Source organism: Salmonella sp. SAL04196, assembly GCF_046550835.1.
In the GTDB taxonomy this organism is placed as follows: Bacteria; Pseudomonadota; Gammaproteobacteria; order Enterobacterales; family Enterobacteriaceae; genus Salmonella; species Salmonella enterica.
Map to the genome: position 1 here is coordinate 482781 of NZ_JBGDXE010000001.1, position 25959 is coordinate 508739.

Annotated in this window: 29 protein-coding genes and 1 other annotated feature; of the genes, 12 read left to right on the plus strand and 17 right to left on the minus strand. The window is 52.0% G+C overall.

Features of this window, described 5'->3' with window-relative positions; all coding sequences use genetic code 11:
* The first annotated feature begins 436 nt into the window (after positions 1–436).
* The 6 genes from oppA (at position 437) to ACLJPE_RS02530 (ending at position 6938) form a co-directional block, all read left to right on the plus strand.
* Positions 437–2068, plus strand: coding sequence for an oligopeptide ABC transporter substrate-binding protein OppA (gene oppA / locus ACLJPE_RS02505; RefSeq protein WP_001521098.1), 1632 nt, complete (start codon positions 437–439; stop codon positions 2066–2068).
* A 122-nt stretch (positions 2069–2190) separates the two neighbouring features.
* Entirely contained in the window at positions 2191–3111 is a 921-nt protein-coding gene (oppB, locus tag ACLJPE_RS02510; RefSeq protein ID WP_000911097.1) for an oligopeptide ABC transporter permease OppB, read from the plus strand.
* A gap of 14 nt (positions 3112–3125) precedes the next feature.
* Complete coding sequence (oppC, locus tag ACLJPE_RS02515; protein ID WP_000979653.1) at positions 3126–4034, plus strand: oligopeptide ABC transporter permease OppC; 909 nt, start codon at positions 3126–3128, stop codon at positions 4032–4034.
* 11 nt (positions 4035–4045) lie between these two features.
* The gene (locus tag ACLJPE_RS02520; protein WP_000058861.1) at positions 4046–5053 is read left to right on the plus strand and encodes an ABC transporter ATP-binding protein; all 1008 of its coding nucleotides are present in this window, start codon (positions 4046–4048) and stop codon (positions 5051–5053) included.
* Complete coding sequence (oppF, locus tag ACLJPE_RS02525; RefSeq protein WP_000994697.1) at positions 5050–6054, plus strand: murein tripeptide/oligopeptide ABC transporter ATP-binding protein OppF; 1005 nt, start codon at positions 5050–5052, stop codon at positions 6052–6054. Before ACLJPE_RS02520 ends, oppF begins: the two co-directional genes overlap by 4 nt.
* 47 nt (positions 6055–6101) lie before the next feature.
* Positions 6102–6938 carry an ion transporter gene (locus ACLJPE_RS02530; protein ID WP_000059074.1) on the plus strand — a complete coding sequence of 279 codons (837 nt, stop codon included), beginning with the start codon at positions 6102–6104 and terminating at the stop codon, positions 6936–6938.
* A gap of 47 nt (positions 6939–6985) precedes the next feature.
* Here the strand turns inward: ACLJPE_RS02530 and ACLJPE_RS02535 are convergent, their stop codons facing one another.
* Both ACLJPE_RS02535 and cls read right to left on the minus strand, forming a co-directional pair.
* Entirely contained in the window at positions 6986–7315 is a 330-nt protein-coding gene (locus ACLJPE_RS02535; RefSeq protein WP_000425070.1) for an HI1450 family dsDNA-mimic protein, read from the minus strand.
* Positions 7316–7348: 33 nt separating this feature from the next.
* Entirely contained in the window at positions 7349–8809 is a 1461-nt protein-coding gene (cls, locus tag ACLJPE_RS02540) for a cardiolipin synthase (protein WP_000206886.1), read from the minus strand.
* Positions 8810–8951: 142 nt separating this feature from the next.
* Between cls and ACLJPE_RS02545 the strand changes: the two genes are divergently transcribed.
* Complete coding sequence (locus ACLJPE_RS02545) at positions 8952–9125, plus strand: YciY family protein (protein ID WP_001531561.1); 174 nt, start codon at positions 8952–8954, stop codon at positions 9123–9125.
* 43 nt (positions 9126–9168) lie between these two features.
* Here ACLJPE_RS02545 and ACLJPE_RS02550 read toward each other — a convergent pair whose 3' ends face one another.
* On the minus strand, positions 9169–9465 hold the full coding sequence (locus tag ACLJPE_RS02550) for a YciI family protein (protein WP_000967605.1): 297 nt from the start codon (positions 9463–9465) through the stop codon (positions 9169–9171).
* Between the two features lie 223 nt (positions 9466–9688).
* Here ACLJPE_RS02550 and tonB point away from each other — a divergent pair, with 223 nt between their 5' ends.
* A complete protein-coding gene (gene tonB / locus ACLJPE_RS02555; protein ID WP_001662465.1) occupies positions 9689–10411 on the plus strand; it encodes a TonB system transport protein TonB in 723 nt (240 codons plus the stop codon).
* 69 nt (positions 10412–10480) lie between these two features.
* On the opposite strand, the gene yciA is transcribed toward tonB, so the two are convergent.
* From yciA to ACLJPE_RS02575, 4 genes are all read right to left on the minus strand, one after another.
* A complete protein-coding gene (gene yciA, locus ACLJPE_RS02560) occupies positions 10481–10882 on the minus strand; it encodes an acyl-CoA thioester hydrolase YciA (RefSeq protein WP_000210317.1) in 402 nt (133 codons plus the stop codon).
* Between the two features lie 160 nt (positions 10883–11042).
* Positions 11043–11582 carry a septation protein A gene (locus ACLJPE_RS02565; RefSeq protein ID WP_000808682.1) on the minus strand — a complete coding sequence of 180 codons (540 nt, stop codon included), beginning with the start codon at positions 11580–11582 and terminating at the stop codon, positions 11043–11045.
* A gap of 56 nt (positions 11583–11638) precedes the next feature.
* Positions 11639–12382, minus strand: a complete 744-nt coding sequence (locus ACLJPE_RS02570; protein WP_000028507.1) for a YciC family protein — start codon at positions 12380–12382, stop codon at positions 11639–11641.
* A 25-nt stretch (positions 12383–12407) separates the two neighbouring features.
* Positions 12408–12812 (minus strand): YkgJ family cysteine cluster protein, encoded by a 405-nt coding sequence (locus tag ACLJPE_RS02575; protein ID WP_000114955.1) that lies wholly within the window; start codon positions 12810–12812, stop codon positions 12408–12410.
* A 336-nt stretch (positions 12813–13148) separates the two neighbouring features.
* On the opposite strand from ACLJPE_RS02575, the gene ompW reads away from it, so the two are divergent.
* Positions 13149–13787 carry an outer membrane protein OmpW gene (gene ompW, locus ACLJPE_RS02580; protein WP_000714799.1) on the plus strand — a complete coding sequence of 213 codons (639 nt, stop codon included), beginning with the start codon at positions 13149–13151 and terminating at the stop codon, positions 13785–13787.
* Between the two features lie 81 nt (positions 13788–13868).
* On the opposite strand, the gene ACLJPE_RS02585 is transcribed toward ompW, so the two are convergent.
* The 10 genes from ACLJPE_RS02585 to trpL all read right to left on the minus strand — a co-directional run bounded on the left by ACLJPE_RS02585 (position 13869) and on the right by trpL (position 23269).
* Complete coding sequence (locus tag ACLJPE_RS02585) at positions 13869–14747, minus strand: manganese catalase family protein (RefSeq protein ID WP_000488348.1); 879 nt, start codon at positions 14745–14747, stop codon at positions 13869–13871.
* A gap of 19 nt (positions 14748–14766) precedes the next feature.
* A complete protein-coding gene (locus tag ACLJPE_RS02590) occupies positions 14767–15273 on the minus strand; it encodes a ferritin-like domain-containing protein (protein ID WP_001109977.1) in 507 nt (168 codons plus the stop codon).
* Between the two features lie 73 nt (positions 15274–15346).
* Positions 15347–15850 (minus strand): ferritin-like domain-containing protein, encoded by a 504-nt coding sequence (locus ACLJPE_RS02595; RefSeq protein WP_001022826.1) that lies wholly within the window; start codon positions 15848–15850, stop codon positions 15347–15349.
* Between the two features lie 89 nt (positions 15851–15939).
* Complete coding sequence (locus ACLJPE_RS02600; protein ID WP_000807657.1) at positions 15940–16122, minus strand: general stress protein; 183 nt, start codon at positions 16120–16122, stop codon at positions 15940–15942.
* 479 nt (positions 16123–16601) lie between these two features.
* Complete coding sequence (trpA, locus tag ACLJPE_RS02605; RefSeq protein WP_000443031.1) at positions 16602–17408, minus strand: tryptophan synthase subunit alpha; 807 nt, start codon at positions 17406–17408, stop codon at positions 16602–16604.
* Positions 17408–18601 (minus strand): tryptophan synthase subunit beta, encoded by a 1194-nt coding sequence (gene trpB / locus ACLJPE_RS02610; RefSeq protein ID WP_000209485.1) that lies wholly within the window; start codon positions 18599–18601, stop codon positions 17408–17410. Before trpB ends, trpA begins: the two co-directional genes overlap by 1 nt.
* A gap of 9 nt (positions 18602–18610) precedes the next feature.
* On the minus strand, positions 18611–19969 hold the full coding sequence (gene trpCF / locus ACLJPE_RS02615) for a bifunctional indole-3-glycerol-phosphate synthase TrpC/phosphoribosylanthranilate isomerase TrpF (protein ID WP_001195300.1): 1359 nt from the start codon (positions 19967–19969) through the stop codon (positions 18611–18613).
* A gap of 3 nt (positions 19970–19972) precedes the next feature.
* Positions 19973–21568, minus strand: coding sequence for a bifunctional anthranilate synthase glutamate amidotransferase component TrpG/anthranilate phosphoribosyltransferase TrpD (gene trpD / locus ACLJPE_RS02620; protein ID WP_023207746.1), 1596 nt, complete (start codon positions 21566–21568; stop codon positions 19973–19975).
* Complete coding sequence (gene trpE / locus ACLJPE_RS02625; RefSeq protein WP_039514078.1) at positions 21568–23130, minus strand: anthranilate synthase component I; 1563 nt, start codon at positions 23128–23130, stop codon at positions 21568–21570. Before trpE ends, trpD begins: the two co-directional genes overlap by 1 nt.
* A 22-nt stretch (positions 23131–23152) precedes the next feature.
* Positions 23153–23248, minus strand: a sequence feature (Trp leader region).
* Positions 23225–23269, minus strand: a complete 45-nt coding sequence (gene trpL, locus ACLJPE_RS02630; protein ID WP_010989026.1) for a trp operon leader peptide — start codon at positions 23267–23269, stop codon at positions 23225–23227. Its footprint overlaps the feature before it by 24 nt.
* Before the next feature lie 121 nt (positions 23270–23390).
* Between trpL and rnm the strand changes: the two genes are divergently transcribed.
* From rnm to rluB, 3 genes are all read left to right on the plus strand, one after another.
* The gene (gene rnm / locus ACLJPE_RS02635; protein WP_000500444.1) at positions 23391–24272 is read left to right on the plus strand and encodes an RNase RNM; all 882 of its coding nucleotides are present in this window, start codon (positions 23391–23393) and stop codon (positions 24270–24272) included.
* A 7-nt stretch (positions 24273–24279) separates the two neighbouring features.
* Positions 24280–24900 carry an L-threonylcarbamoyladenylate synthase gene (locus ACLJPE_RS02640; protein WP_000077250.1) on the plus strand — a complete coding sequence of 207 codons (621 nt, stop codon included), beginning with the start codon at positions 24280–24282 and terminating at the stop codon, positions 24898–24900.
* Between the two features lie 100 nt (positions 24901–25000).
* Positions 25001–25876 (plus strand): 23S rRNA pseudouridine(2605) synthase RluB, encoded by an 876-nt coding sequence (gene rluB / locus ACLJPE_RS02645; RefSeq protein WP_001291233.1) that lies wholly within the window; start codon positions 25001–25003, stop codon positions 25874–25876.
* The last annotated feature ends 83 nt before the right edge of the window (positions 25877–25959 follow it).

The following is a 25959-nucleotide window of genomic DNA, read 5'->3' on the forward strand; positions in this document are numbered from 1 at the left end:
CTACGCTGTGACAGCGAGATGATTTTCTTTCAAGTTATTGATTATAAAGCATAAATTAAAGCTTTTTAACATTCTTTAACTGTTTTTCTGGGCAGGAAATTTTCCATAAAAGAGAATTGGTTAACAAAATTGTAAAATGAATTGGCGGTTCAGAAACGCATTTGATACTTTTCGGCCAAACATTTTGCAGAAGATTTCACATTGTTGATAACTATTTTCATTTACATGGTTGTCAGAAATAACGTGCGACGTGGGCAGGTACGTCGTATACCGAATCGACGAAAGGCGATCGAACGAATCGTCAGAATAAATAAAGTCGGTGATAGCAAAAGCAGTGACAGACCTGGCAGTACACCACCAGTGCTGTACAGGAGCCCTGACGGGATTAAACAGGCTGGTAAAAACCAGTAATTATAATGAGTGGAGTACAAACACAATGTCTAACATCACGAAAAAAAGTTTGATTGCAGCGGGAATACTCACTGCGCTCATCGCCGCCAGCGCCGCGACTGCGGCAGACGTGCCCGCCGGTGTTCAGTTAGCCGACAAGCAAACGTTGGTACGTAATAATGGATCAGAAGTGCAGTCTCTCGACCCGCATAAAATTGAAGGCGTGCCGGAATCGAACGTCAGCCGTGATCTCTTTGAAGGCTTATTAATTAGTGATGTCGAGGGGCATCCTTCACCGGGCGTCGCGGAAAAATGGGAAAATAAAGATTTTAAAGTCTGGACATTCCATCTACGTGAAAATGCGAAATGGTCAGATGGTACGCCTGTCACCGCCCATGATTTCGTTTATAGCTGGCAACGCCTGGCCGATCCTAATACGGCATCGCCGTACGCCAGCTATCTGCAATACGGTCATATCGCTAATATCGATGACATTATCGCCGGTAAAAAACCCGCCACCGATCTGGGGGTAAAAGCGCTTGATGATCACACCTTTGAAGTGACCTTAAGTGAGCCGGTGCCTTATTTCTACAAATTGTTGGTCCACCCTTCAGTGTCTCCTGTACCGAAATCAGCGGTCGAAAAATTTGGCGATAAATGGACGCAACCGGCCAATATTGTCACTAACGGCGCTTATAAGTTAAAAAACTGGGTGGTGAACGAACGTATCGTGCTGGAGCGTAACCCGCAATACTGGGATAACGCCAAAACCGTCATCAATCAGGTGACTTATTTGCCTATCTCTTCGGAGGTGACGGATGTCAACCGCTACCGCAGCGGCGAGATCGATATGACTTATAACAATATGCCGATCGAATTATTCCAGAAACTGAAAAAAGAGATCCCGAATGAAGTCCGCGTAGACCCTTATTTGTGTACCTATTATTACGAAATTAATAATCAAAAAGCGCCGTTTAACGATGTCCGCGTGCGTACCGCGCTGAAACTGGCGTTAGATCGCGACATTATTGTTAATAAGGTTAAAAATCAGGGCGATTTACCCGCTTATAGCTACACGCCGCCGTATACCGATGGCGCAAAACTGGTAGAGCCTGAGTGGTTCAAATGGTCCCAGCAAAAGCGTAATGAAGAAGCGAAGAAATTGTTGGCTGAAGCCGGCTTTACGGCGGATAAGCCCTTAACATTCGACCTGCTGTATAACACCTCCGATCTGCATAAAAAACTGGCCATTGCCGTGGCGTCTATCTGGAAGAAAAATCTGGGTGTCAATGTGAATCTGGAGAATCAGGAATGGAAAACCTTCCTGGATACCCGTCATCAGGGCACCTTTGATGTCGCCAGAGCCGGGTGGTGCGCAGATTATAATGAACCGACCTCGTTCCTGAATACCATGTTGTCCGACAGTTCAAATAACACCGCGCATTATAAGAGCCCGGCGTTTGATAAGCTGATTGCCGACACGCTGAAAGTGGCGGACGATACGCAGCGCAGCGAACTCTACGCTAAAGCGGAGCAGCAGTTAGATAAAGACTCGGCTATTGTGCCGGTGTATTACTACGTTAACGCGCGCCTGGTGAAACCCTGGGTGGGCGGGTATACCGGTAAAGACCCGCTGGATAATATTTATGTGAAAAACTTATATATTATCAAACATTAATGGCAAGACATGGGACAACTGCGGTTGTCCCATGGTGTCTTTTTTCATCGCACTATAACTTTCCCTGGCGGATCTGTTTGTCACGTCCGGGAAGTAAAGGCACAGGCCAGAAGGTACGGGCAATGTTGAAATTTATTTTACGTCGCTGTCTGGAAGCGATTCCGACGCTGTTTATTCTTATTACCATCTCTTTCTTTATGATGCGCCTCGCGCCGGGGAGTCCTTTTACCGGCGAGCGCGCATTGCCGCCGGAAGTGCTGGCCAATATTGAAGCAAAATATCATCTGAACGATCCTATCATGACGCAGTACTTCAGCTACCTGAAGCAGCTGGCGCATGGCGATTTTGGACCATCGTTTAAATACAAAGATTACACGGTCAACGATCTGGTTGCCGCCAGCTTCCCCGTTTCGGCGAAACTTGGCGCCGCCGCTTTTTTACTGGCGGTCATTATTGGTGTCAGCGCTGGCGTGATTGCCGCGCTAAAGCAAAATACGCGATGGGATTATACGGTGATGGGATTTGCCATGACCGGCGTCGTTATCCCCAGTTTTGTGGTAGCGCCGCTACTGGTGATGGTCTTTGCGATAACCTTGCAATGGCTGCCTGGCGGCGGCTGGAACGGCGGGGCGTTAAAATTTATGATCCTGCCGATGGTCGCGCTTTCACTGGCCTATATTGCCAGCATCGCTCGTATTACGCGCGGCTCAATGATTGAAGTTCTGCATTCGAACTTTATTCGTACCGCGCGGGCAAAAGGATTACCGATGCGCAGAATCATCTTCCGCCATGCGTTAAAACCTGCGCTGCTGCCGGTTTTATCCTATATGGGGCCAGCCTTTGTCGGCATTATTACCGGCTCAATGGTGATTGAAACTATTTATGGCTTACCGGGCATTGGGCAGCTTTTCGTTAATGGCGCGCTCAACCGCGATTACTCGCTGGTGTTAAGTTTGACCATTTTAGTCGGGGCTCTGACCATATTGTTTAACGCCATTGTCGATGTGCTCTATGCCGTTATCGACCCGAAAATTCGCTATTGATACTGGAGCTCGCGATGATGTTAAGTAAGAAAAACAGCGAGACGCTGGAAAATTTCAGTGAAAAGCTGGAGGTGGAAGGTCGCAGCCTTTGGCAAGATGCCCGTCGGCGCTTTATGCATAACCGTGCGGCGGTGGCCAGTCTTATTGTCCTGTTTCTGATAGCCTTATTCGTGACAGTGGCTCCTATGCTGTCGCAATTTACCTATTTCGATACCGACTGGGGCATGATGTCCAGCGCGCCGGATATGGCGTCCGGTCACTATTTCGGCACTGACTCTTCCGGGCGCGATCTGTTGGTGCGCGTTGCCATCGGCGGGCGTATCTCATTGATGGTCGGGATTGCCGCCGCGCTGGTGGCGGTCATTGTTGGAACGCTGTATGGCTCGCTGTCCGGCTATCTGGGCGGCAAAATTGATTCTGTGATGATGCGGTTGTTGGAGATCCTCAACTCGTTCCCGTTTATGTTCTTTGTGATTTTGCTGGTGACGTTTTTTGGGCAGAACATTCTGTTGATTTTCGTCGCCATCGGCATGGTCTCCTGGCTTGATATGGCGCGTATCGTGCGTGGCCAAACCCTAAGTCTTAAACGTAAAGAGTTCATCGAAGCCGCGCAGGTGGGTGGTGTGTCGACCGCCAGCATTGTGATCCGCCATATTGTGCCTAACGTCCTGGGCGTAGTGGTAGTGTATGCATCGTTGCTGGTGCCCAGCATGATTCTGTTTGAGTCTTTCCTCAGTTTCCTGGGGCTTGGGACGCAGGAACCGTTAAGCAGTTGGGGAGCGTTGTTGAGCGATGGCGCAAATTCAATGGAAGTCTCACCGTGGCTGCTGCTGTTTCCGGCTGGCTTTCTCGTGGTGACGTTATTCTGTTTTAACTTTATTGGCGATGGCCTGCGTGATGCCCTCGACCCGAAAGATCGTTAAGGAGTACAGCCATGAGCTTATCAGAAACCGCAACTCAGGCGCCGCAATCGGCGAATGTACTGCTGGAGGTAAACGATCTTCGTGTTACGTTCGCTACGCCTGATGGTGATGTGACGGCGGTCAACGATCTGAACTTTACGCTTCGCGCTGGAGAAACGTTAGGTATTGTTGGCGAGTCTGGATCGGGGAAATCGCAAACGGCGTTCGCATTAATGGGACTGCTGGCGACGAATGGTCGAATCGGCGGTTCCGCGACCTTTAACGGACGTGAAATTCTTAATCTACCTGAGCGCGAACTGAATACGCTGCGCGCAGAACAGATTTCGATGATTTTTCAGGACCCGATGACCTCGCTAAATCCTTATATGCGCGTTGGGGAGCAGTTAATGGAAGTCCTGATGCTGCATAAAGGGATGAGCAAAGCGGAAGCTTTTGAAGAGTCCGTCAGAATGCTGGATGCCGTAAAAATGCCGGAAGCGCGCAAACGGATGAAAATGTACCCGCACGAATTTTCCGGCGGAATGCGTCAACGTGTGATGATTGCGATGGCGCTGTTGTGCAGGCCGAAACTGCTTATTGCCGATGAGCCTACCACCGCGCTTGATGTTACCGTGCAGGCGCAGATTATGACCTTGCTTAATGAGCTAAAGCGCGAATTTAATACCGCCATTATCATGATTACCCACGATCTGGGTGTGGTCGCGGGTATTTGCGATAAGGTCCTGGTAATGTATGCCGGGCGTACCATGGAATACGGTAAGGCGCGCGATGTCTTTTATCAGCCCGTTCATCCGTATTCGATAGGCCTGCTTAATGCGGTGCCGCGTCTGGATAGCGAGGGGGCGGAAATGCTGACGATTCCGGGCAATCCTCCCAATTTATTGCGTTTGCCTAAAGGTTGTCCGTTCCAGCCGCGTTGTCCTCATGCGATGGAGATCTGCAATAATGCGCCGCCACTTGAAGCGTTCAGTCCTGGTCGCTTGCGCGCCTGTTTTAAACCGGTGGAGGAACTGCTATGAATGCTGTGATTGAACAACGTAAAGTTCTCCTCGAAATCGCCGATCTGAAAGTACATTTTGATATCAAAGAAGGGAAGCAGTGGTTCTGGCAACCGCCGAAAACTCTGAAAGCGGTGGACGGCGTTACGCTACGCCTGTATGAAGGCGAAACGCTGGGCGTGGTGGGGGAATCCGGCTGCGGCAAGTCGACGTTTGCGCGCGCCATTATTGGTCTGGTGAAGGCGACGGACGGTAAAGTCGCCTGGCTGGGAAAAGATCTGCTGGGCATGAAAGCGGATGAGTGGCGCGAAGTGCGCAGCGATATCCAGATGATTTTCCAGGACCCACTGGCGTCACTCAACCCGCGAATGACGATTGGCGAAATTATCGCTGAACCGCTGCGCACTTATCATCCTAAACTTTCGCGCCAGGACGTGCGTGACCGCGTGAAAGCCATGATGCTGAAAGTGGGGCTGCTGCCGAATCTCATTAACCGTTATCCCCATGAATTTTCCGGGGGGCAGTGCCAGCGCATCGGTATCGCCCGGGCGTTGATCCTGGAACCTAAGCTTATTATTTGCGATGAGCCGGTGTCGGCGCTGGACGTTTCTATTCAGGCGCAGGTGGTGAATTTGCTCCAGCAGTTACAGCGAGAGATGGGGCTGTCGTTGATTTTTATTGCGCACGATCTGGCGGTCGTAAAGCACATATCCGATCGTGTCCTGGTGATGTATCTCGGTCATGCGGTAGAATTGGGCACCTATGATGAGGTGTACCATAACCCACTGCATCCTTATACCAAAGCGCTGATGTCGGCGGTACCGATTCCCGATCCCGATCTGGAGCGAAATAAGAAGATACAATTGCTGGAGGGCGAATTACCTTCGCCCATTAACCCACCTTCCGGCTGCGTGTTCCGTACACGCTGTCCGCTAGCCGGGCCAGAATGCGCGCTAACGCGACCGGTGCTGGAAGGGAGTTTTCGCCATGCCGTTTCCTGCCTTAAAGTAGACCCGTTATAATCGCAAGGGCTGACAATTCGTCAGCCCTTCTTGTAGGTGAGGTTACCGTGTCACTTTCTTTGTCGTCGGTTCGCCGTCGTCTTTATCATAATCTGTTCGATTTGACTACGCGCTCAGGTCGCCGTTTTGAAGGGTTATGCGCGCTGTTTGCGCTGCTTAGTGTACTGGTCATTTTTGTTGAATCAGGCGTAGGAACGGAATATCACCTGACATTTGATGAATGGCATATTTTTGTCTGGCTGGAGCTCTGCGTTACCCTGATATTTACCGGTGAATACTTGCTCAGACTGTTTAGCTGGCCCGAACCGGCAAAATACGTTTTTAGTTTCTGGGGATTTATTGATCTGGTGACGATTTTGCCGCTGTACGTCATGTGGCTGTGGCCGGAAATTAGCCTGAACTATATGTTTGCCTGGCGTGCTATGCGAGCGATTCGCGTGCTGCGTATTCTTAAACTGCTACGCTTTATGCCATCTCTGCGCGTATTCTGGAGCGCCATTATTAGCGCGCGTCATCAGCTTATTCTGTTCTATTCATTTATTGCGATCGTGATGATTATTTTCGGTGCCCTGATGTATCTTATTGAAGGACCGAAATATGGCTTCACGACGCTTAATGCCTCGGTGTATTGGGCGATAGTGACAGTCACAACCGTGGGGTACGGTGATATTACGCCGCATACGCCGCTGGGACGTATTGTCGCGTCGGTGCTTATTTTGATTGGTTATTCGGTGATTGCGATTCCTACAGGACTGATTACCACGCACATGAGCAGCGCGTTTCAAAAACGTCACTGGCAGCGAAAATGTCCGCAGTGCCAGCAAAGCCAGCATGAACATAGCGCGCAATATTGTAACCGATGCGGCAGTAAGCTACCGGATTAAACAGGCTTGCCGGAGGGCGCAATCAAACGCCATCCGGCCTGAACCGCTTATTCGCGCCAGAGAATATGGCACAGCTTGTGGTCCTTTTCCCGGCACAGCAGAACGCGGGCGAAAATGTCGTTAATTTCGCCGTCTTCGGTATCCGCCAGGCCAATCACCACCTCGGCAAAAAAGTCTGGATTCAGGTCAAAATCGACGTGCTCTTGCCAGTCTTCAGCGGGATCAAACAACTCCGCGCCGCCGCGCTCCTCGAATTGCAAATTGAACAGAATGATATCAGCCGGATCAAGATTATCCGCCGCCAGCTCAAGAAAAATATCGTAAGCCTGCTCAAGCGTTTCGTCTTCAGTCAGGCGATTGTTCAGATCCATTTCCATAGTGACTACCTGTTTACTCATGTTGGTCACGTTTTACAGCAATGGACTAAAGAAGTAAAACAATCGCTCGGTAATACGCTGCCATAACGGACGTTTTACCCACAAACGCGCATCTAACAGGCGGGAGCGCGAAATATAATCGTCCTGTACCGCAGCCAGATCGGCGCCGAAACCCGTATCATCAATGACCAGCGTAATCTCGAAATTAAGCCACAGGCTACGCATGTCGAGATTCACGGTACCGACCAGGCTCAGTTCGCCATCGACCAGTACGCTTTTGGTATGCAACAGCCCGCCTTCGAACTGATAGATTTTCACGCCCGCCGCCAGTAACTCGCTGAAAAAGGCGCGACTGGCCCAGCCGACGAGCAGTGAATCATTTTTACGGGGCAGGATAATACTGACATCCACGCCGCGCTGCGCAGCGGTACAAATGGCGTGCAGCAGATCGTCGCTGGGGACGAAATATGGCGTGGTCATAATTAAATATTCGCGCGCAGCATAGGTGGCGGTTAATAGTGCCTGGTGAATGAGATCCTCCGGAAAACCAGGACCGGAAGCAATGGTATGAATGGTATGCCCGCTGGCCTGCTCAAACGGCATAATATTCACATCCGGCGGGGGAGGCAGAATGCGTTTACCCGTCTCAATTTCCCAATCGCAGGAGTAAACAATCCCCATTGCTGTCGCCACGGGGCCCTCCATCCGCGCCATTAAATCGACCCATTGCCCAACGCCGGCATCCTGTTTGAAAAAACGCGGGTCCACCATATTCATACTGCCGGTATAGGCGATGTAATTGTCAATCATCACCATTTTACGGTGCTGGCGAAGATCCATACGGCGTAAAAAGACGCGCATCAGATTCACCTTCAGCGCCTCTACGACTTCAATGCCAGCGTTACGCATCATGGCCGCCCAGGGGCTGCGGAAGAAAGCGACGCTACCCGCGGAATCCAGCATAAGCCGGCAGTGGATGCCGCGGCGGGCGGCGGCCATTAACGATTCAGCGACCTGATCCGCCATGCCGCCTGGCTGCCAGATGTAAAATACCATTTCGATATTATGCCGCGCCAGTTGGATATCGCGAATAAGCGCCTGCATGACATCATCGGAGTCGGTAAGCAATTGCAACTGGTTGCCTTTGACGCCCGCAATCCCCTGACGTCGTTCGCACAGCTTAAACAAGGACGATGCGACGCTACTGTTTTCTTGCGCGAAAATGTGTTTGCAGGCTTTGAGGTCATTCAACCATTTGGCGGTAGACGGCCACATGGCGCGGGCACGCTCGGCGCGACGTTTGCCTAAATGCAATTCGCCCACGGACAAATAGGCGATGATCCCGACCAGCGGAAGGATATAGATGATTAATAACCAGGCCATTGCGGAGGGAACTGCGCGCCGTTTCATTAGAATACGTAATGTGACGCCGGCAATGAGAACCCAGTATCCCAAAATGACCAGCCAACTCACCACGGTGTAGAAGGTTGTCATAACTTTAAAAATCCTTTAGAAAGCGTGTTGTTAAGAGTTTACGCGTCAGGATTCACATGGCAAATAAAAACACGGGAAAAGCGCTGGTCTGCATCCGGCGAGGGGGTATAATGGCGCTTCTGTTACAGTGAGAGTCGTAAACATGAAGCGTAGTAGAACGGAAGTGGGGCGCTGGCGAATGCTACGTCAGGCGAGCCGCCGTAAAGCGCGTTGGCTTGAAGGGCAATCACGCCGTAATATGCGTATCCATACCATCAGGAAATGCATCTTTAATCGTCAGCGTAATTCATTACTCTTTGCGATTCACGGTGTGTGAGCCAGAAAGGGCACCGTATGCGGTGCCCAACAGGCCATCCTTTTCAAAAGATCTTCTTATATGGTTTGACCGAAACCTGCGCATAGACGCCCGCTGCGACGTAGGGGTCCGCATCAGCCCAGGATTGCGCCGCTTCTAAAGATTCAAATTCAGCAATCACCGTTGACCCGGTAAATCCGGCTACCCCAGGATCGTTACTGTCCACTGCGGGCATCGGCCCGGCAGTTAATAATCGCCCTTCATCATGTAGAAGTTGCAGGCGCGCCAGATGCGCGGGCCGTACCGAGAGGCGTTTTTCAAGCGAGTTGGCATTATCCTGAGCGTAAATAACATACAGCACGGGTAGAGCTCCTTAATCGGTAAAAGTTGCTGATTACGTTATTGGAAAGGGCATTTAACTGCAATGTAAAGATACCGACTTTGTTAAACATGCACATTTTGTGTGGTGTTTTTGTGCAATATCATCTTTTAAATGCCGCTATCGGCAATGCCTTATTGAATATGATTGCTATTTGCATTTAAAATTCAGCTCTGGTTTTTCAACTGAAACGATTATGACTTCAATGACCCTTGATTTACCTCGTCGCTTTCCCTGGCCGACACTCCTTTCCGTAGGCATTCATGGTGCTGTAGTGGCAGGTTTGCTCTATACCTCGGTACATCAGGTTATTGAATTGCCTGCGCCAGCGCAGCCTATCACGGTGACAATGGTTTCACCCGCTGACCTGGAGCCGCCCCAGGCGGTTCAGCCGCCGCCGGAGCCGGTGGTTGAACCCGAACCGGAGCCAGAGCCGATCCCTGAACCGCCTAAAGAAGCGCCCGTGGTGATTGAGAAACCCAAACCTAAGCCAAAACCCAAGCCGAAGCCGAAACCGGTGAAAAAGGTTGAAGAGCAGCCGAAGCGTGAAGTCAAACCAACCGCGCCGCGTCCTGCCTCACCGTTTGAAAATAGCGCCCCGGCGCGGCCAACAAGCAGCACCGCGTCGGCGACCAGCAAGCCGGTGGTGAGCGTGCCCACTGGACCTCGCGCTCTGAGCCGTAACCAGCCGCAGTATCCGGCGCGAGCACAGGCGTTACGTATTGAAGGCCGCGTAAAGGTGAAGTTTGACGTGACCTCTGCTGGGCGAGTGGAAAATGTACAGATTCTGTCCGCGCAGCCGGCCAATATGTTTGAGCGTGAAGTTAAGAATGCGATGCGCAAATGGCGCTATGAAGCAGGCAAGCCGGGTTCCGGGCTGGTGGTCAATATTATCTTCCGTCTGAACGGTACGGCGCAGATTGAGTAACTCTGGCGCCGCCAGTAGGAATATACCATCACCTGCTGGCGGCGTAAGTATGTTACCTGACGGGCATACTTAACCCTGAACCGGGAGCGGGCGGGGTTTACCGTCCGGATCGACGGCAACATAAATAAACAGCGCCTCGGTGGCCTTGTAGCGCTGTCCAATCGGTTCTGACGCGACTTTTTTCACCCAGACTTCAATATTGATGCTAATAGACGTCGTACCGCGTTTAACGCAGCGCGCGTAGCAGCATACGACATCGCCAACCGCGACGGGGCGCAGAAATGTCATTCCTTCCACGCGTACGGTTACAACCCGACCGTGCGCGATCTCTTTGGCCAGTATCGCGCCGCCAATATCCATTTGCGACATCAGCCAGCCGCCAAAAATATCGCCGTTCGCATTGGTATCGGCAGGCATGGCCAATGTACGTAAAACCAGCTCGCCCTGAGGAGTATTATCCATTGTTGTCATTGTAAAACCGACTATCAGAAAAAATTACAGCCGCGATGCTACTATGAATTTTGTGTGGAGAATAGAGGGAATAAAGGTACTGACGGGAAAGCGCAGGGCGTAAAGGTGGAGAAAATATCGCCAGGCGTTCGCAGTCTGGCGATGATAAGTCACGGGAGGGTTATGATTTATCTTCCTGTGGCAGATGCCGGTAGATATAGACGCCGCTCAGCAGGGTAAAAATGAGCGTCAGCGCCGTGAGTCCGAAGACCTTAAAGTTAACCCAGATATTTTGCGGCAACCAGAAGGCGATATAAATGTTAGCCAGACCGCACGCAATAAAAAACAGCGCCCACGCCAGGTTCAGCTTTGACCAGACCTGCTGCGGCAACGCCAGTTCTTTACCTAACATACGTTGGATTAACGGTTTTTTCATCACCCACTGGCTTATTAACAGCGCGCCGGCGAACAGCGCATAAATAACCGTCACCTTCCATTTAATAAATTCATCGTTATGGAAGAAGAGCGTCAGACCGCCGAAGACGGCAACCAGAACAAAGGTAATCAGCGCCATCTTCTCTATTTTCCGATAGCGCACCCAGCTATAAATCAGCACGATTGCCGTCGCGACAATCAGTGCGGAGGTCGCCGCATAGATGTCATAAAGTTTATAAAACGCAAAAAAGACAACCAGCGGTAAAAAATCCAGAAACTGCTTCATTCTTCGATTCCATCATCAACGAGCGTCGAATGCGCCGCGTAACGGCGCATTGCGGATTATTGGCGAATCAACATATACAGGCGGAATAAGTAGATAAGCAATACTGCGGAAATCAGATTGCTCAACGTATTCGCCAGTACAGCGCCTACATTTGGGGTCAGTACAGCGAAGCTGGGCGCGAACAGCAATAGCAATGTTTTAGCCAGTAACCAGCCTATCACCGCGGGCGCGACCAGTCTCATGTTAGCCCAGGCTAAACGCATACTGCTGCGCATTGCGGCAAACACGCCCATTTTCTCTTCAACCAACATCACTGGCGCAAGCGCCAGCACAATGGCCATAATAATCCCCGGAACGACAATCAGCATTATACCGATTTGCACTAACAGGGTAGTCAGAAAAATAAGAATAAACAGTTTAGGCAATGCAGGGGCGCTGGCGCCGATAGCGCGCAGCGCGCTAACCCGATGTCCCGCTGAAACTAATTGAATCATCAGGATGATACCGCCGGCCAGAATAGCGTTGCCGATAAGCCCGGAAAACGTCGAGGCGGCAGAGGCGCGCAACAGGATCTGCTGCTGCTCCGGCGTCATATTTTGTACCAGCTCAAACAGGCCAGCGCTGCCTGCCAGATGTTCTCCTTCACTGAGTTGCGCGATTTGCGCATCGCTGGGTGAAAAGGCATGACCTAAGACCACCGTGATAAATGCGCACAGCAACGAAACCAGCAAGATAGTAATAAATTGATTTCGGAAAAAATTTCCGGCGTCACGGTAAACGGACTTCGCCGTGATAGACATGCACTCTCCTTGAGTTTTGCAGGTGTTAATTTGCGGGCAATTGTACCCTGGATAACTCTACAGTGGCAGCATCAGCAGTTGTATGGAAAAGCATATCTTTGTAAAGCGGCGGTAATCCGTATCGCGCGCGGGCGCGATTGCACGCCTCATTCACTTCGCCTCCTTCGCCCGATATCGAAAATTCGCGACAGGTTGAAGGGCGGTTTTCATAAATAGCGCAACTGACGTTTTCACCCGGCGTGCCAATTAGCGCTTTACAGTGCGGCTGTTTTTGGTTGGTACCGGCCATACAACGTAAAAAAGGGGTAACGGGCTCGGTTAATGACGCCGGAACGCGTCCGCTGGCATCGTCGCCTTCAGCCCAATAAAAGGAGACACGAAAATAGGCACAACAGGCACCGCATGTCATGCATGGGTTAAGAACGCTCATGATTCACCTGCAAAAAACTCACGTATCAATAGATTACAACGGAAATTAATCTGTCCCGCAGTGTTCGCGAATCTTAACGCCACGCGCCATTGCGGGACATTGATTACCTTAGCCAGCCTTTATCGCCAGGGCAACAGAGCAGACAAATATTTGCATAGCGTGAATATGTCAAAATTGATCTGAATTCCTATAACCAGGATTTTCAATACAAGTTCTAAATTAATCTGGATCAATAAATGTTAAATTATAAGAACAAATGTGATCTGTGTTAGATCACTTATTACTTCATTGTGGGTATATTCATCACGCTTTTATAACCATAACGATGGAGCGGGTATGAAAAAATTTACAGTGGCGGCACTGGCGTTAACAACTCTTCTCTCAGGCAGCGCGTTCGCGCACGAAGCCGGAGAATTCTTTATGCGTGCAGGTCCGGCAACCGTCAGACCTACAGAAGGGGCGGGTGGTACGCTGGGGCATTTAAACGGGTTTGATGTGAGTAATAACACGCAACTCGGCCTGACATTCACTTACATGGCGACGGACAATATCGGGGTTGAATTGCTGGCGGCCACGCCGTTCCGCCATAAGGTGGGTACGGGCGCGACGGGCGATATCGCCACGGTTCACCTGTTACCGCCAACGTTAATGGCGCAGTGGTACTTCGGCGATTCCAGCAGCAAAGTGCGTCCTTATGTCGGCGTGGGGGTGAACTACACCACCTTCTTCGATAACGACTTTAACGATAATGGTAAAAATGCCGGGCTGTCCGATCTGAGCTTTAAGGATTCCTGGGGCGCGGCAGGGCAAGTTGGGGTAGATTACCTGATTAACCGCGACTGGTTAATTGGCGCCTCTGTCTGGTACATGGATATTGATACTACCGCCAATTATAAAATGGGCGGCGTTCAGCATCATGACAGCGTGCGTCTGGACCCATGGGTATTTATGTTCTCGGCAGGCTATCGTTTCTAATCGCGTGATGTTGTGACGAAAAAAGACCCCGCCAGGCGGGGTCAAAAAAGGACATGACACACGGATTTTACTTGTCGGAACTCACTTGTCTTCTTTCGGTTCGCCGCAGCCTAGTTCTGCGCCAGTGAGAGGATCAACGGTGGGGTCCGATTTCGTTCTTTCTGCCATCGCTTTGAGCAGCGCCAGCTGCTCGCGCGGCAATTTCACTGTCGCCAGGCCATCGCCGCCATCAACAGCAGGCATCGGTTCTGCGACATAGTTGAAGTTCTCATCGCTATTCCAGCTACCTCGCGGATCGTCGCCTTGCGACATGTTGTAGTACACGTCGGTATACTGTTCTACCGGCGGTAATTTACCCGGCGGGAAGTTGTTACGAATCGAATACAGCGCCTTTTCAAAAGAGAGCTGGTGCGCGACTTCACGGGTCATTAAGAAACTGAGCGTGTCTTTTACGCCAGGATCGTCGGTCAGATTAATCAGGCGTTCATAAATGATCTTCGCTCGCGCCTCTGCCGCGATGTTTGAGCGTAGATCGGCTGTGACTTCGCCGATAGTATCAATATAAGCCGCGGTCCACGGTACGCCGCCGGAGTTTGTCAACGCAGGGCCGCCGCCATACAGCAGAGAGGTGATATGGCTGTCATTACCATTCTGCGTAAGCGAGCGATAAAGTTCCGCTTCGTTTTCGGTGCCTTCCGCCAGCTCGCCTTTAGCGCCTTTATTAAGCATTCCTACCAGTGAGCCGATAATTTCCAGATGACTCAGCTCCTCGGTGGCGATGTCCATTAACATCTCTCTACGACCGGCATCATCATCGCTTAAACCTTGCGTGAAGTAGCGGCAGGCAGCCGCCAGTTCGCCCTGCGGGCCGCCAAACTGTTCCAGCAGCAGGTTCGCTAATCCAGGATTAGGTTCGCTCACTCGCACAGTATATTGAAGTTGTTTTACGTGTCGAAACATATTGCCTCCTGCTTATTATTTATTTTTTGGCTTCAACGCCATCTGCTTCAGATCGCAGTAAAAATTGTTCCGTTGTCTGCGGAATATGTTTGATAAGCCAGTCAGCCATTTGCATTTCTTCTTTCAGAATGGCTTCAATCGTCGGAATTGAGGCAGTGTCACCAGCTTTTTTTGCCGCCGCCAGCAGGGAGGTATAACAAGCAATTTCGAACTGCTCGAAAACATAACCGCTAATTGAGCCTTTGACAATTTCATCGGAAGGGAACATGCCACCGATAGATTGCCCCATTGCTGCCATTTTACTCATGGAGTCTTTCAACACCGAACGAGAAATGCCATTACGGTCCAATACTTCTTCGAGCATGGTAATTTGATGTTTGGTTTCACTAATATGTTGTTCAATTCTGGCTTTTATATCAGGATAATTTTCAATACGGCTGGCCATAGATTCAAGCATCGATTCTGCCTGTTTTTCCATGGCATGGGCGTCACGAAGCCAGTCATGATAATGTTCAGTATAATTCATTTTACATTCCTCAATGCGTGATAATCTGCTCCGATAATAAAATCGGAATCATGCAAGCTGATAATTAAAAATATTATTTCGATTTGCGTTCAGCACTTTTATTAACATTGCTGACTGCTAAATCGGTAAGTTTTAAATCAGTTTGTTTTTCCTCGTCGAGGGTTTCTTTGAGCAGTTTTAATGCTTTGCTATAGCCAAGCTGCTCGGCCAGGGTGGCAAGCGTGCCGTAGCTGGCGATTTCGTAATGCTCGACTTTTTGCGCCGCGGCGATAAGCGCTGCATCGCGTACTTCGTTTTTCTCCGTACTTTCGATGACTTCATTGGCTTCTTCAATCAGCCCTTCCATAGCGACGCATTTCATTCTTTTCAGTTTAATGCCAGATTCAGATTCGACGATCTGATCAATACGTTCAATCTGACCCTGGGTTTCTTCAAGATGAGATTGAAAGGCCTGGCTTAATTTTTCATTGGACGTGGCTCTGGCTAGTTTAGAAAGAGCCTTGGTTAATTGTTTTTCTGCACTATAGGTATCTGAAAGTAGATGGATAAAAAGGTCTTCAACGGTTTTAATATTCATAAATCTAATTCTCCTGGGCAAAATACTGCGAGCCAGAAGACTCGCAGATTGCTTGATAAAAGCATGTGTTATATTTACATTACAGTAAATCAGGAATTATCGGATTTACGTCCGCCGTGACTATTCTGACCACCTTTTTTACCGGCTTCAGAAGCTCGTTGCGGATCGTTTTTGAAATTCCCGCCGCTATGCTGACCGCCTTTGCGGCCCGCTTCAGATGCTTTTTCACGATTCTCGGCGAAATTTCCTGAACCACCACGATGTTCGGCCATATTATTTCTCCTGTCTCGTTGCTTGCTGAAAAAATCGGTTTTAACCGTGTCGACACCCTATTAAAATTAGTTGGTTAAACCGATTAGTCAAATTGACGGAAATAGTTGTGATTTACCGCGTAAATAACGCACAAAAAATGGTTTAGAGATAATATATTCTATATTTTCTTTTAGAATAAGCGATTTAACAGAAAATGCTTTTCATTGTTATTAATAACAAGCGTGACTATCTGCGGCAATAGAAACGTTAATGCATTGTTTGTTGACATTTCTTTACATAAAGGCAGGGGAAATTGACGTGAAAACGCTAAATTTTTCGGCGTGATTAGGAGTTTTCTTAACAAAAATTGACTTCAGACTTTTTGAAAGCTGGACAGGGAATAACACCAAAAAGATTGATGATGTACGTCTGAATCGTGATTCTGGTTCGGCGCCAACCTCTCATTAAGCCGCCAGCGTTATGCTGACGGCTTAACCCGTTATGCGCGGCTGGCGGCTTTCATCGCTGAGACAAAGGACCTGAGCTCCGCCAACATCTGTTCGGGAGACGCGTGGTTTTTCTCGATAATGTTGACAATGGCTGAGCCGGAGATAGCGCCAGCCGCCCCGGCACGCACGGCCGCAGACACCTGTTCCGGCGAGGAGATACCGAAGCCCTGTAACGCAGGCGCGGCGTGGTACTCTTTAAGCTTCTCAATGAGATGATGCAACGGCAATGCGCCACGGTTTTCCGCGCCGGTGACGCCCGAACGCGAAAGCAGGTAGGTGTAACCGCGGCCGTAAGATGCGACCTGGCGCAGAAGATCGTCATCCGCATTTGGCGGGCAGATGAAGATCGGCGCGATGTTATGCCGTAACGCCGCCTGGCGGAAGGGGGCCGACTCTTCAACCGGGACATCTGCGACCAGCACGGAATCTACGCCGACCTGTTCACAACGGGCATAGAACGCATCTATGCCGTTATTGAATACCAGATTCGCGTACATTAGCAGGCCAATCGGAATGGTCGGGTGTTTTTCACGAATCAGCGCCAGCATTTCAAAACACTGAGCCGGCGTGACGCCAGCGGCGAAGGCGCGTAAGTTCGCATTCTGGATGGTAGGGCCATCGGCCAGCGGATCGGAGAAGGGAACCCCCAGCTCCAGAGCGTCGGCGCCAGCGTCAATCAGTGTGTCGATAATTTTCAGTGACTGTTCAATGCCAGGGTCGCCCAGAGTCACGAAGGGGACAAAAGCGCCTTCCCGGCGATCGTTGAGCTGTGCAAATAAATTTTCGTAGCGTTCCATCAGATTTCCCCTCGCGCTTTCAGGATATCGTGTACGGTAAAAATGTCTTTATCTCCGCGGCCAGAGAGATTGACCACCAGCAGTTGCTCTTTTTCCGGCTGCTCGCGCATCATTTTCAGAGCGTGCGCCAACGCGTGGGAGGATTCCAGCGCCGGGATAATTCCCTCATGGCGGCACAACGTTTTGAAGGCTTCCAGCGCCTCATCATCGGTAATGGAGACATAATCCGCGCGTCCGATGCTGTTCAGGTACGCATGTTGCGGCCCAACGGACGGAAAATCGAGCCCGGCGGAAATGGAATAGGACTCTTCAATTTGCCCGTCCGCTGTTTGCATCATCGGCGCTTTCATCCCGAAATAGATGCCAACGCGACCATGTTTAAGCGGCGCGCCATGCTCGCCGGTTTCAATACCGTGACCGCCAGGTTCAACGCCTATTAGCCCGACGCTGGTATCATTAATAAAATCCGCAAACATCCCGATAGCGTTTGAGCCGCCACCGACGCAAGCGATAACGGCATCTGGCAGACGGCCCTCTTTGTCGAGGATTTGCGCTTTCGTCTCTTCGCCAATCATGCGTTGGAACTCGCGAACGATGGTGGGATAGGGATGCGGTCCTGCCGCCGTGCCGAGCATATAGTGCGCGGTTTCGTAACTACCGGACCAGTCGCGCAGCGCCTCGTTACAGGCATCTTTTAGCGTAGCGGAGCCGCTATGAACCGGGATAACCTCAGCGCCCATCAGACGCATACGGAAGACGTTCGGCGACTGGCGCTCAACGTCTTTGGCGCCCATATAGATACGGCATTTCAGACCCAGCAGGGCGCTGGCGAGCGCAGAGGCGACGCCGTGCTGACCGGCGCCGGTTTCAGCGATAATCTCGCTTTTCCCCATCCGTTTGGCCAGCAGCGCCTGACCCAGTACCTGATTAGTTTTGTGCGCGCCGCCGTGCAGTAAATCTTCGCGCTTTAAATACAACGTGGTACGCGTACCGGCGGTAATGTTCTGGCATTTCGTCAGCGCGGTGGGGCGTCCCGCGTAGTTTTTTAGCAGATCGGCGAATTGCGCCTGAAATTCAGGATCTTTTTGCGCGCTGACGAAGGCCTCTTCAAGCTGGTTCAGCGCAGGCATCAGGATCTGCGGCACATACATGCCGCCGAATTCACCAAAGTAGGGATTGAGAAGTGTTGTCATGTTTTTTCCTTAATATGCGCGCAATGTCTGAAAAACCGAGGCCAGAAGACGAGCATCTTTGATGCCCGGCTGTGACTCCACACCTGAATTAAAATCGAGACCGGCACAGCCGACTTGCGCCGCCTGGACGCAATTATCGGCCGCCAGCCCGCCCGCCAGTAACACATTATCCAGCGGTTGCCCCTGTAGCAGTGACCAGTCGAAGCGCTGCCCGCTACCGCCTTGCCCATTGTCGAAAATGTATTTATCGACATGGTGGTAATCGCGTGCGGGAAGGGCATCGCTAACGCTCAGCGCCTTCCAGATTTGCACATTGCGCGGCAACGCCTCGCGCAGCGCGTTGACATACGCCTGGTCTTCGCTGCCATGTAGCTGTACGGCAGAAAGCGACAGGACGGCGGCTTTCTGGCAAACATCGGCGATATCAGCGTTCTGGAAAACGCCGACATACTGCAATGGCGCGCCGCTTATCACTTCTCGCGCCTGCTCAACGCTCACCGCGCGTGGAGATGAGGGCACAAAAATCAACCCGCCATATATTGCGCCAGCGTCACAGGCCGCTTTAGCGTCCTGGGCGCGGGTCAGGCCGCAGACTTTATTTTCGCCAAGCAGCACGCGACGGACGGCGGCGTTAAGATCGTCATGTGCCATTAACGCCGAGCCAATTAAAAAACCGTTGGCGAAGTGGCTCAGTTCGCGTACCTGACCATAGGTGTTAATCCCGGACTCGCTGATGACAGTCACGCCGTGGCCCAGTTTTGGCGCCAGCTGGCGGGTGCGATTCAAATCAATCGACAGATCGCGCAGATCGCGATTGTTGATACCTACCACTTTTGCGCCTAACGCTATCGCGCGCTCCCGTTCTTCGTCATTACTGACCTCCGTGAGCACGCCCATTTTCAGACTGTGCGCGACGGCGGAGAGCTGGCGATACTGTTCGTCATCCAGAACCGAGAGCATCAGTAAACAGGCATCGGCCTGATAGTAACGGGCAAGGTAGATCTGATAGGGATCGATAATAAAATCCTTACACAGAATCGGTTGCGGCGCGCTTTGGCTAACGACCGGCAGAAAATCGAAGCTCCCCTGAAAATATTTTTCGTCGGTGAGCACCGAGATTGCCGAGGCGTAATGTTGATAAATACTGGCAATACGCGCCGGATCGAAATCATCGCGAATCACGCCTTTTGATGGCGATGCTTTCTTACACTCCAGAATAAAGGCGGTACGCGCGCCCTGGAGCGCATCATAAAAATGGCGTGTACTTGGCTGGATCTCATTTTGAAAACTGGCCAGCGGCTGTTGCTGTTTGCGGGCTTCTACCCAAATCGCCTTGTCTGCGACGATTTTCGCTAAAACGGTTTGCATTATTTACCCTCTTGCCGCCAGTGCGGTGACTCTGTCATATGCGGTGCCGTTGCGCAGAACATCAAGCACGGCTTGCGCGTTGGCTTTGAGATCTTCCTGACCATGCAGACGCATTAGCATCGCCACGTTGGCGGCGACGGCGGCCTCATGCGCGGCATCGCCTTTACCTTGTAATAACCGCGTCAGAATGTCACGGTTTTCTTCCGGCGTGCCGCCAGCCAACTGATCCTGATGGTAAGGCGTCAGGCCAAAATCCTCCGCCGTAAGTTGATAGCTTTTAATTTCGCCGTCATGTAGCTCCGCGACAATCGTCGGCGCATGGAGCGAAACCTCATCCATGCCGCCGCTATGTACTACCGCCGCGCGCTGATAGCCCAGTACCCTTAAGGTTTCCGCAATCGGCAGCACCAGTTCCGGGCTATAGACGCCAATCAATGCCAGCGGCGGATGCGCCGGGTTGATCAGCGGGCCGAGTACGTTGAACAGGGTTCGCGTTTTTAACTGTTGGCGAACCGGCATCGCGTGACGGAATCCGGTGTGATATTTCGGCGCGAACAGGAAACAGACGCCCAGTTCATCTAACGCCTGACGTGATTTATCGGCGTTCATATCCAGATTAATACCGAACGCCGCCAGCAGATCGGATGACCCCGATTTGCTGGACACGCTGCGGTTGCCGTGTTTCGCCACTTTCAGTCCACAGGCCGCCGCGACAAAGGCGCTGGCGGTAGAGATATTGATACTGTTACTGCCATCGCCGCCGGTACCAACGATATCCGCAAACAGATACTCCGGGCGCGGGAACGGGGCGGCATTTTCCAGCAACGCAGTGGCGGCACCGGCAATTTCATTGGGATGCTCGCCGCGAATTTTCATGCTCACCAGCGCGGCGGCGAGCTGTTCAGGCTTAAGTTCGCCGTGGACGACCGCCGAAAACAACTGATGGCTCTCTTGTTGCGTCAGAGTTTGCGCCTGATAGAGTTTCTCCAGAATCGGCTGTAGGGTGTTGGTCGGCTCCAGCTTTTGCTGCGCCCAGGCTAATGTTTGCTCCAGTAGACGCGCGCCCTGTGTCGTCAGGATGGACTCAGGATGAAATTGAAAACCGCAAACGCGATCCGCATCATGACGTACCGCCATCACCATGCCGTTGAAATGGGCGTTAATGGTTAGCCCGGCAGGAACATTACTGCCGACCAGCGAATGATAACGCGCGACCGGTAGCGGATTCGCCAGCCCGGCGAACATCGCCTGACCGTCATGCTCAATGCTGGAGGCTTTGCCATGCAGGATTTCTCCCGCCTGACCGACATAACCGCCGTAAGCTTCGACAATCGCCTGATGCCCCAGACAAATGCCGATGATCGGTAACTTGCCGCGTAGTCGGGTCAGCAGCTCCGGCATACAGCCTGCCTCGCTGGGAACGCCCGGACCGGGGGAGAGCATTAGCACCGGATTTTTCATTGTCGCCAGGCGATCGATAAGCGTCTGCGCCGGAATATGGTTACGGTAAATCACCACGTTATGACCGTTGGTCCGTAGCTGATCTGCCAGGTTCCAGGTAAACGAGTCGATGTTATCGAGCAGCAGAATATCAGCCATCAGAAGGTCTCCTGTGCATGATGCGCGGTGGCGATAGCACGCAATACGGCGCGCGCTTTATTACGGGTTTCATCGGCTTCAGACTGCGGAACAGAGTCCAGCACAATTCCGGCGCCCGCCTGTACGGTGGCGATACCGTTCTCCACCAGCGCGGAGCGGATAACAATACAGGTGTCCAGATCGCCGTGGGCGGTGAAGTAACCGACAGCGCCGCCATAGCTGCCGCGGCGCTGTCCTTCCGCATCGGCAATCAACTGCATGGCGCGTACTTTTGGCGCGCCGCTCAGGGTGCCCATGTTCATGCAGGCGCGATAGGCGTGCAGCGCGTCGAGATCGTGACGCAGTTCGCCCACTACCCGGGAAACCAGATGCATCACGTACGAATAGCGGTCAACTTTTGTCAGATCGGCAACGTAGCGACTGCCCGGCGTACAGATGCGCGCCAGGTCATTGCGCGCCAGATCGACCAGCATCAGATGTTCGGAAAGCTCTTTATGGTCGGTACGCATGTCCAGCTCAATACGGCTGTCGAGATCTCTGTCCAGCGTACCATCGGCGCGGCGACCGCGTGGACGGGTACCCGCGATGGGGTAAATTTCAATCTGACGGCTGGTGGCGTTATATTTCAGCGAGCTTTCCGGCGACGCGCCGAAAAGCGTGAAATCATCATCCTGCATAAAGAACATATACGGGCTGGGGTTGCTCTTTTTCAGCACGTAGTAGGCAGCCAACGGCGACGGGCAGGGCAATGAAAAGCGGCGCGACGGCACCACCTGAAATATCTCGCCCGCGCGGATGGCTTTTTGCAACTGGCGTACCACCGCGCCGAACGCGTCATCGCTCTGATTGCATTCGCAGCGCATGTCCGGCACCGGCGTCACCGGCAACGGCGGCGCAGGCTGGGTTAACTGTTGGCTAAGGTAGGCCAGGCGAGCGTTCAGACGCTGTTTTTCCCGGTCGCTGGCGGTGAACAGACTGGCCTGAATACGGGTGCTTTTTTTCTGATGGTCTATCACCATCAGCGTTTCCGCTAAATAAAAGCAGTAGTCCGGGCAGTTATTGCCAGCCTCAAGGTGTGGCAGCGCTTCAAAGCCAGCGACCAGGTCGTAGGCAAACAGACCGCCGAAAAACATAGCCTCCCGCTCTTGCGTCGGTATGTTCACCACTCCCTGTAACAGGCGGAACGCATCAAATACCGACAGAGAGCATAAACGGGCGTCTTCATCTAATAATGGGCTGACGGGCGGAAAGCGTAGAATGCGACCGGCAGGCAGGACTTCGTTCTCCACGCCAGCGGGGAGGGCGGTATCCAGTAGCGGTAATAACGAGGCGCCATTATCAGATAACGCCTGAATAGTGACAGTGTCACCTAGAGCGGTAATGCGCAGCGCACTATCTACCAGCAGCAGGCTTTTTAAATCGTCTTTACTGTCGATATCTGCGGACTCCAGCAGCAGCGTGGCCGGGCGATCGCCGCAGACCTGGTGAAAAAGCGCCGTTGGGTTTTCCCGGTAGGCGGCATCGCAGGTCAACAGTTCGAGCGTGGGTTTTAGTGTTTGCATGGTTATTCTCATTATTTTGTTCAAAAAAAAGCCCGCTTAACAGGCGGGCCGGGTATCGTTTGGCTGATTACAGCTGTTCATACACCGCCCGCTATCAGGAAGTGCGCCACCAACCGTGTAATGCAAATGTCGCTGCCATTTTAGATACCCTCTTCATGTGAACTTTCGTACTAGTTAACTAGTTCGATGGAATAATGTCAACACCTATTTCAGTATATTTGCCGGAACCGTTATGATGTACATGACATACCTTTATCTCTATGGGAGCCGCCTTGAGCGACACGAATTACGCAGTGATTTACGATCTGCACAGTCATACCACGGCGTCCGATGGACTGTTGACGCCAGAAACATTAGTACACCGTGCGGTAGAGATGCGAGTCGGCACGCTGGCGATTACCGATCATGACACCACAGCCGCGATTCCTGCGGCAAGAGAAGAAATTTCACGTTCCGGGCTGGCCCTGAATCTTATTCCCGGCGTGGAGATTTCAACGGTCTGGGAGAATCATGAGATTCACATTGTGGGTCTGAATATTGATATTGCGCACCCGGCAATGCGCGATTTTCTGGCGCAGCAGACACATCGGCGTCAGGCGCGTGGTCGACTCATTGCGGAGCGTCTGGAAAAAGCCCATATCCCCGGCGCGTGGGAAGGGGCATTGAGACTGGCCAATGGCGGCGCGGTGACGCGCGGCCACTTCGCCCGCTTTCTGGTGGAGTGCGGCAAAGCCGCGACCATGGCGGATGTTTTTAAAAAATATCTCGCGCGTGGGAAAACCGGTTACGTTCCGCCGCAGTGGTGTACAATAGAACAAGCTATTGATGTCATTCATCATTCTGGCGGTAAGGCGGTGTTGGCCCACCCGGGACGCTACGACCTTAGCGCTAAGTGGCTGAAAAGATTAGTGGCGCATTTTGCCGACCATCACGGCGACGCGATGGAAGTGGCGCAGTGCCAACAATCGCCCAATGAACGCACCCAACTGGCGACGCTTGCGCGTCAGCATCATTTATGGGCATCGCTTGGATCTGATTTCCATCAGCCCTGCCCGTGGATTGAGTTGGGGCGTAAACTCTGGCTGCCCGCTGGCGTTGAAGGCGTATGGCAGACATGGGAACAGCCGCAAATATCACAGTGAGGGAAGTATGAGCCAGTTTTTTTATATCCATCCGGATAACCCACAGCAACGGCTGATTAATCAGGCCGTCGACATTGTGCGTAAAGGCGGTGTTATTGTTTATCCAACCGATTCCGGCTATGCCCTGGGTTGTAAAATTGAAGACAAAGGCGCAATGGAGCGCATTTGCCGCATCCGTCATCTGCCGGACGGCCACAACTTCACGCTGATGTGCCGCGATTTGTCCGAGTTGTCGACCTACTCCTACGTCGACAACGTGGCATTTCGTCTGATGAAAAACAATACGCCGGGTAATTACACCTTTATCCTGAAGGGGACAAAAGAGGTGCCGCGCCGTCTGTTGCAGGAAAAGCGTAAAACTATCGGCCTGCGCGTACCGTCAAACCCGATTGCGCTGGCGTTATTGGATACGCTGGGCGAACCGATGCTCTCGACGTCGTTGATGCTGCCTGGCAGCGATTTTACCGAGTCGGACCCGGAGGAGATTAAAGATCGGCTGGAGAAGCAGGTGGATCTGATCATCCACGGCGGTTACCTCGGTCAACAGCCTACCACGGTAATCGATTTGACCAATGACTCCCCGGTGGTGCTGCGCGAAGGCGTCGGCGACGTTACACCTTTCTTATAAGGGTGTAAGCCTGTATACTACGCGGCCTTAAAATGGCGCGGCAACGCGCCGTTCATTCTCCTGTTCGACGCCTGTGAAGGCGACACCTGAAGGAAGCTCTATGAGCGAAAAGTTACAAAAAGTGCTGGCGCGCGCTGGCCACGGCTCTCGCCGTGAAATCGAATCCATTATTGAAGCGGGACGTGTCAGCGTTGACGGTAAAATCGCCACGCTTGGCGATCGTGTTGAAGTCACTCCCGGTTTGAAAATCCGTATCGACGGTCACCTGATTTCGGTGAAAGAGTCGGCGGAACAAATTTGCCGCGTTCTGGCCTATTACAAACCAGAAGGTGAACTGTGTACCCGCAATGACCCTGAAGGGCGGCCAACCGTTTTTGATCGCTTACCGAAACTGCGCGGCGCGCGGTGGATTGCGGTAGGACGTCTGGATGTCAACACCTGCGGGCTATTGTTGTTTACCACCGACGGTGAACTGGCGAACCGCCTGATGCACCCTAGTCGTGAAGTTGAACGTGAATATGCCGTGCGCGTGTTCGGTCAGGTGGATGAATCGAAACTGCGTGATTTAAGCCGTGGCGTACAGTTGGAAGATGGTCCGGCGGCATTTAAGACCATTAAATTCAGCGGCGGCGAAGGCATTAACCAGTGGTATAACGTAACGCTGACGGAAGGGCGCAACCGCGAAGTTCGCCGACTGTGGGAAGCGGTAGGTGTTCAGGTCAGCCGTCTGATCCGCGTTCGTTACGGCGATATCCCGCTGCCGAAAGGCCTGCCGCGCGGCGGCTGGACTGAGCTCGACCTCGCGCAAACGAACTATCTGCGTGGTCTGGTAGAGCTCCCGCCGGAAACCTCGTCGAAGGTTGCCGTCGAAAAAGACCGTCGTCGTATGAAAGCGAACCAGATCCGTCGGGCGGTAAAACGCCACAGCCAGATAGCTGGCGGACGCCGCTCCGGTGGGCGTAATAACAACGGGTAATCTCTACCGCGGTCTATAGGCCGAGAATCATCAGACAAGAGGGTTTGTGCCGGATGGCGGCGCAAACGCCTTAATCCGGCCTA

Excerpts from the sequence above, each read along its gene's own strand:
- trpCF (WP_001195300.1), bottom strand. The coding sequence starts at position 19,969 with ATGCAAACCGTTTTAGCGAAAATCGTCGCAGACAAGGCGATTTGGGTA.
- ACLJPE_RS02595 (WP_001022826.1), bottom strand. The coding sequence starts at position 15,850 with ATGAATATTAAAACCGTTGAAGACCTTTTTATCCATCTACTTTCAGAT.
- trpD (WP_023207746.1), bottom strand. The coding sequence starts at position 21,568 with ATGGCTGATATTCTGCTGCTCGATAACATCGACTCGTTTACCTGGAAC.
- rnm (WP_000500444.1), top strand. The coding sequence starts at position 23,391 with ATGGGAGCCGCCTTGAGCGACACGAATTACGCAGTGATTTACGATCTG.
- ACLJPE_RS02520 (WP_000058861.1), top strand. The coding sequence starts at position 4,046 with ATGAGCTTATCAGAAACCGCAACTCAGGCGCCGCAATCGGCGAATGTA.
- oppA (WP_001521098.1), top strand. The coding sequence starts at position 437 with ATGTCTAACATCACGAAAAAAAGTTTGATTGCAGCGGGAATACTCACT.
- ompW (WP_000714799.1), top strand. The coding sequence starts at position 13,149 with ATGAAAAAATTTACAGTGGCGGCACTGGCGTTAACAACTCTTCTCTCA.
- ACLJPE_RS02535 (WP_000425070.1), bottom strand. The coding sequence starts at position 7,315 with ATGGAAATGGATCTGAACAATCGCCTGACTGAAGACGAAACGCTTGAG.
- trpE (WP_039514078.1), bottom strand. The coding sequence starts at position 23,130 with ATGCAAACACTAAAACCCACGCTCGAACTGTTGACCTGCGATGCCGCC.
- tonB (WP_001662465.1), top strand. The coding sequence starts at position 9,689 with ATGACCCTTGATTTACCTCGTCGCTTTCCCTGGCCGACACTCCTTTCC.
- oppF (WP_000994697.1), top strand. The coding sequence starts at position 5,050 with ATGAATGCTGTGATTGAACAACGTAAAGTTCTCCTCGAAATCGCCGAT.
- oppB (WP_000911097.1), top strand. The coding sequence starts at position 2,191 with ATGTTGAAATTTATTTTACGTCGCTGTCTGGAAGCGATTCCGACGCTG.
- ACLJPE_RS02600 (WP_000807657.1), bottom strand. The coding sequence starts at position 16,122 with ATGGCCGAACATCGTGGTGGTTCAGGAAATTTCGCCGAGAATCGTGAA.
- cls (WP_000206886.1), bottom strand. The coding sequence starts at position 8,809 with ATGACAACCTTCTACACCGTGGTGAGTTGGCTGGTCATTTTGGGATAC.
- trpB (WP_000209485.1), bottom strand. The coding sequence starts at position 18,601 with ATGACAACACTTCTCAATCCCTACTTTGGTGAATTCGGCGGCATGTAT.
- ACLJPE_RS02570 (WP_000028507.1), bottom strand. The coding sequence starts at position 12,382 with ATGTCTATCACGGCGAAGTCCGTTTACCGTGACGCCGGAAATTTTTTC.
- ACLJPE_RS02585 (WP_000488348.1), bottom strand. The coding sequence starts at position 14,747 with ATGTTTCGACACGTAAAACAACTTCAATATACTGTGCGAGTGAGCGAA.
- ACLJPE_RS02565 (WP_000808682.1), bottom strand. The coding sequence starts at position 11,582 with ATGAAGCAGTTTCTGGATTTTTTACCGCTGGTTGTCTTTTTTGCGTTT.
- ACLJPE_RS02575 (WP_000114955.1), bottom strand. The coding sequence starts at position 12,812 with ATGAGCGTTCTTAACCCATGCATGACATGCGGTGCCTGTTGTGCCTAT.
- trpA (WP_000443031.1), bottom strand. The coding sequence starts at position 17,408 with ATGGAACGCTACGAAAATTTATTTGCACAGCTCAACGATCGCCGGGAA.
- ACLJPE_RS02590 (WP_001109977.1), bottom strand. The coding sequence starts at position 15,273 with ATGAATTATACTGAACATTATCATGACTGGCTTCGTGACGCCCATGCC.
- oppC (WP_000979653.1), top strand. The coding sequence starts at position 3,126 with ATGATGTTAAGTAAGAAAAACAGCGAGACGCTGGAAAATTTCAGTGAA.
- yciA (WP_000210317.1), bottom strand. The coding sequence starts at position 10,882 with ATGACAACAATGGATAATACTCCTCAGGGCGAGCTGGTTTTACGTACA.
- rluB (WP_001291233.1), top strand. The coding sequence starts at position 25,001 with ATGAGCGAAAAGTTACAAAAAGTGCTGGCGCGCGCTGGCCACGGCTCT.
- ACLJPE_RS02545 (WP_001531561.1), top strand. The coding sequence starts at position 8,952 with ATGAAGCGTAGTAGAACGGAAGTGGGGCGCTGGCGAATGCTACGTCAG.
- ACLJPE_RS02640 (WP_000077250.1), top strand. The coding sequence starts at position 24,280 with ATGAGCCAGTTTTTTTATATCCATCCGGATAACCCACAGCAACGGCTG.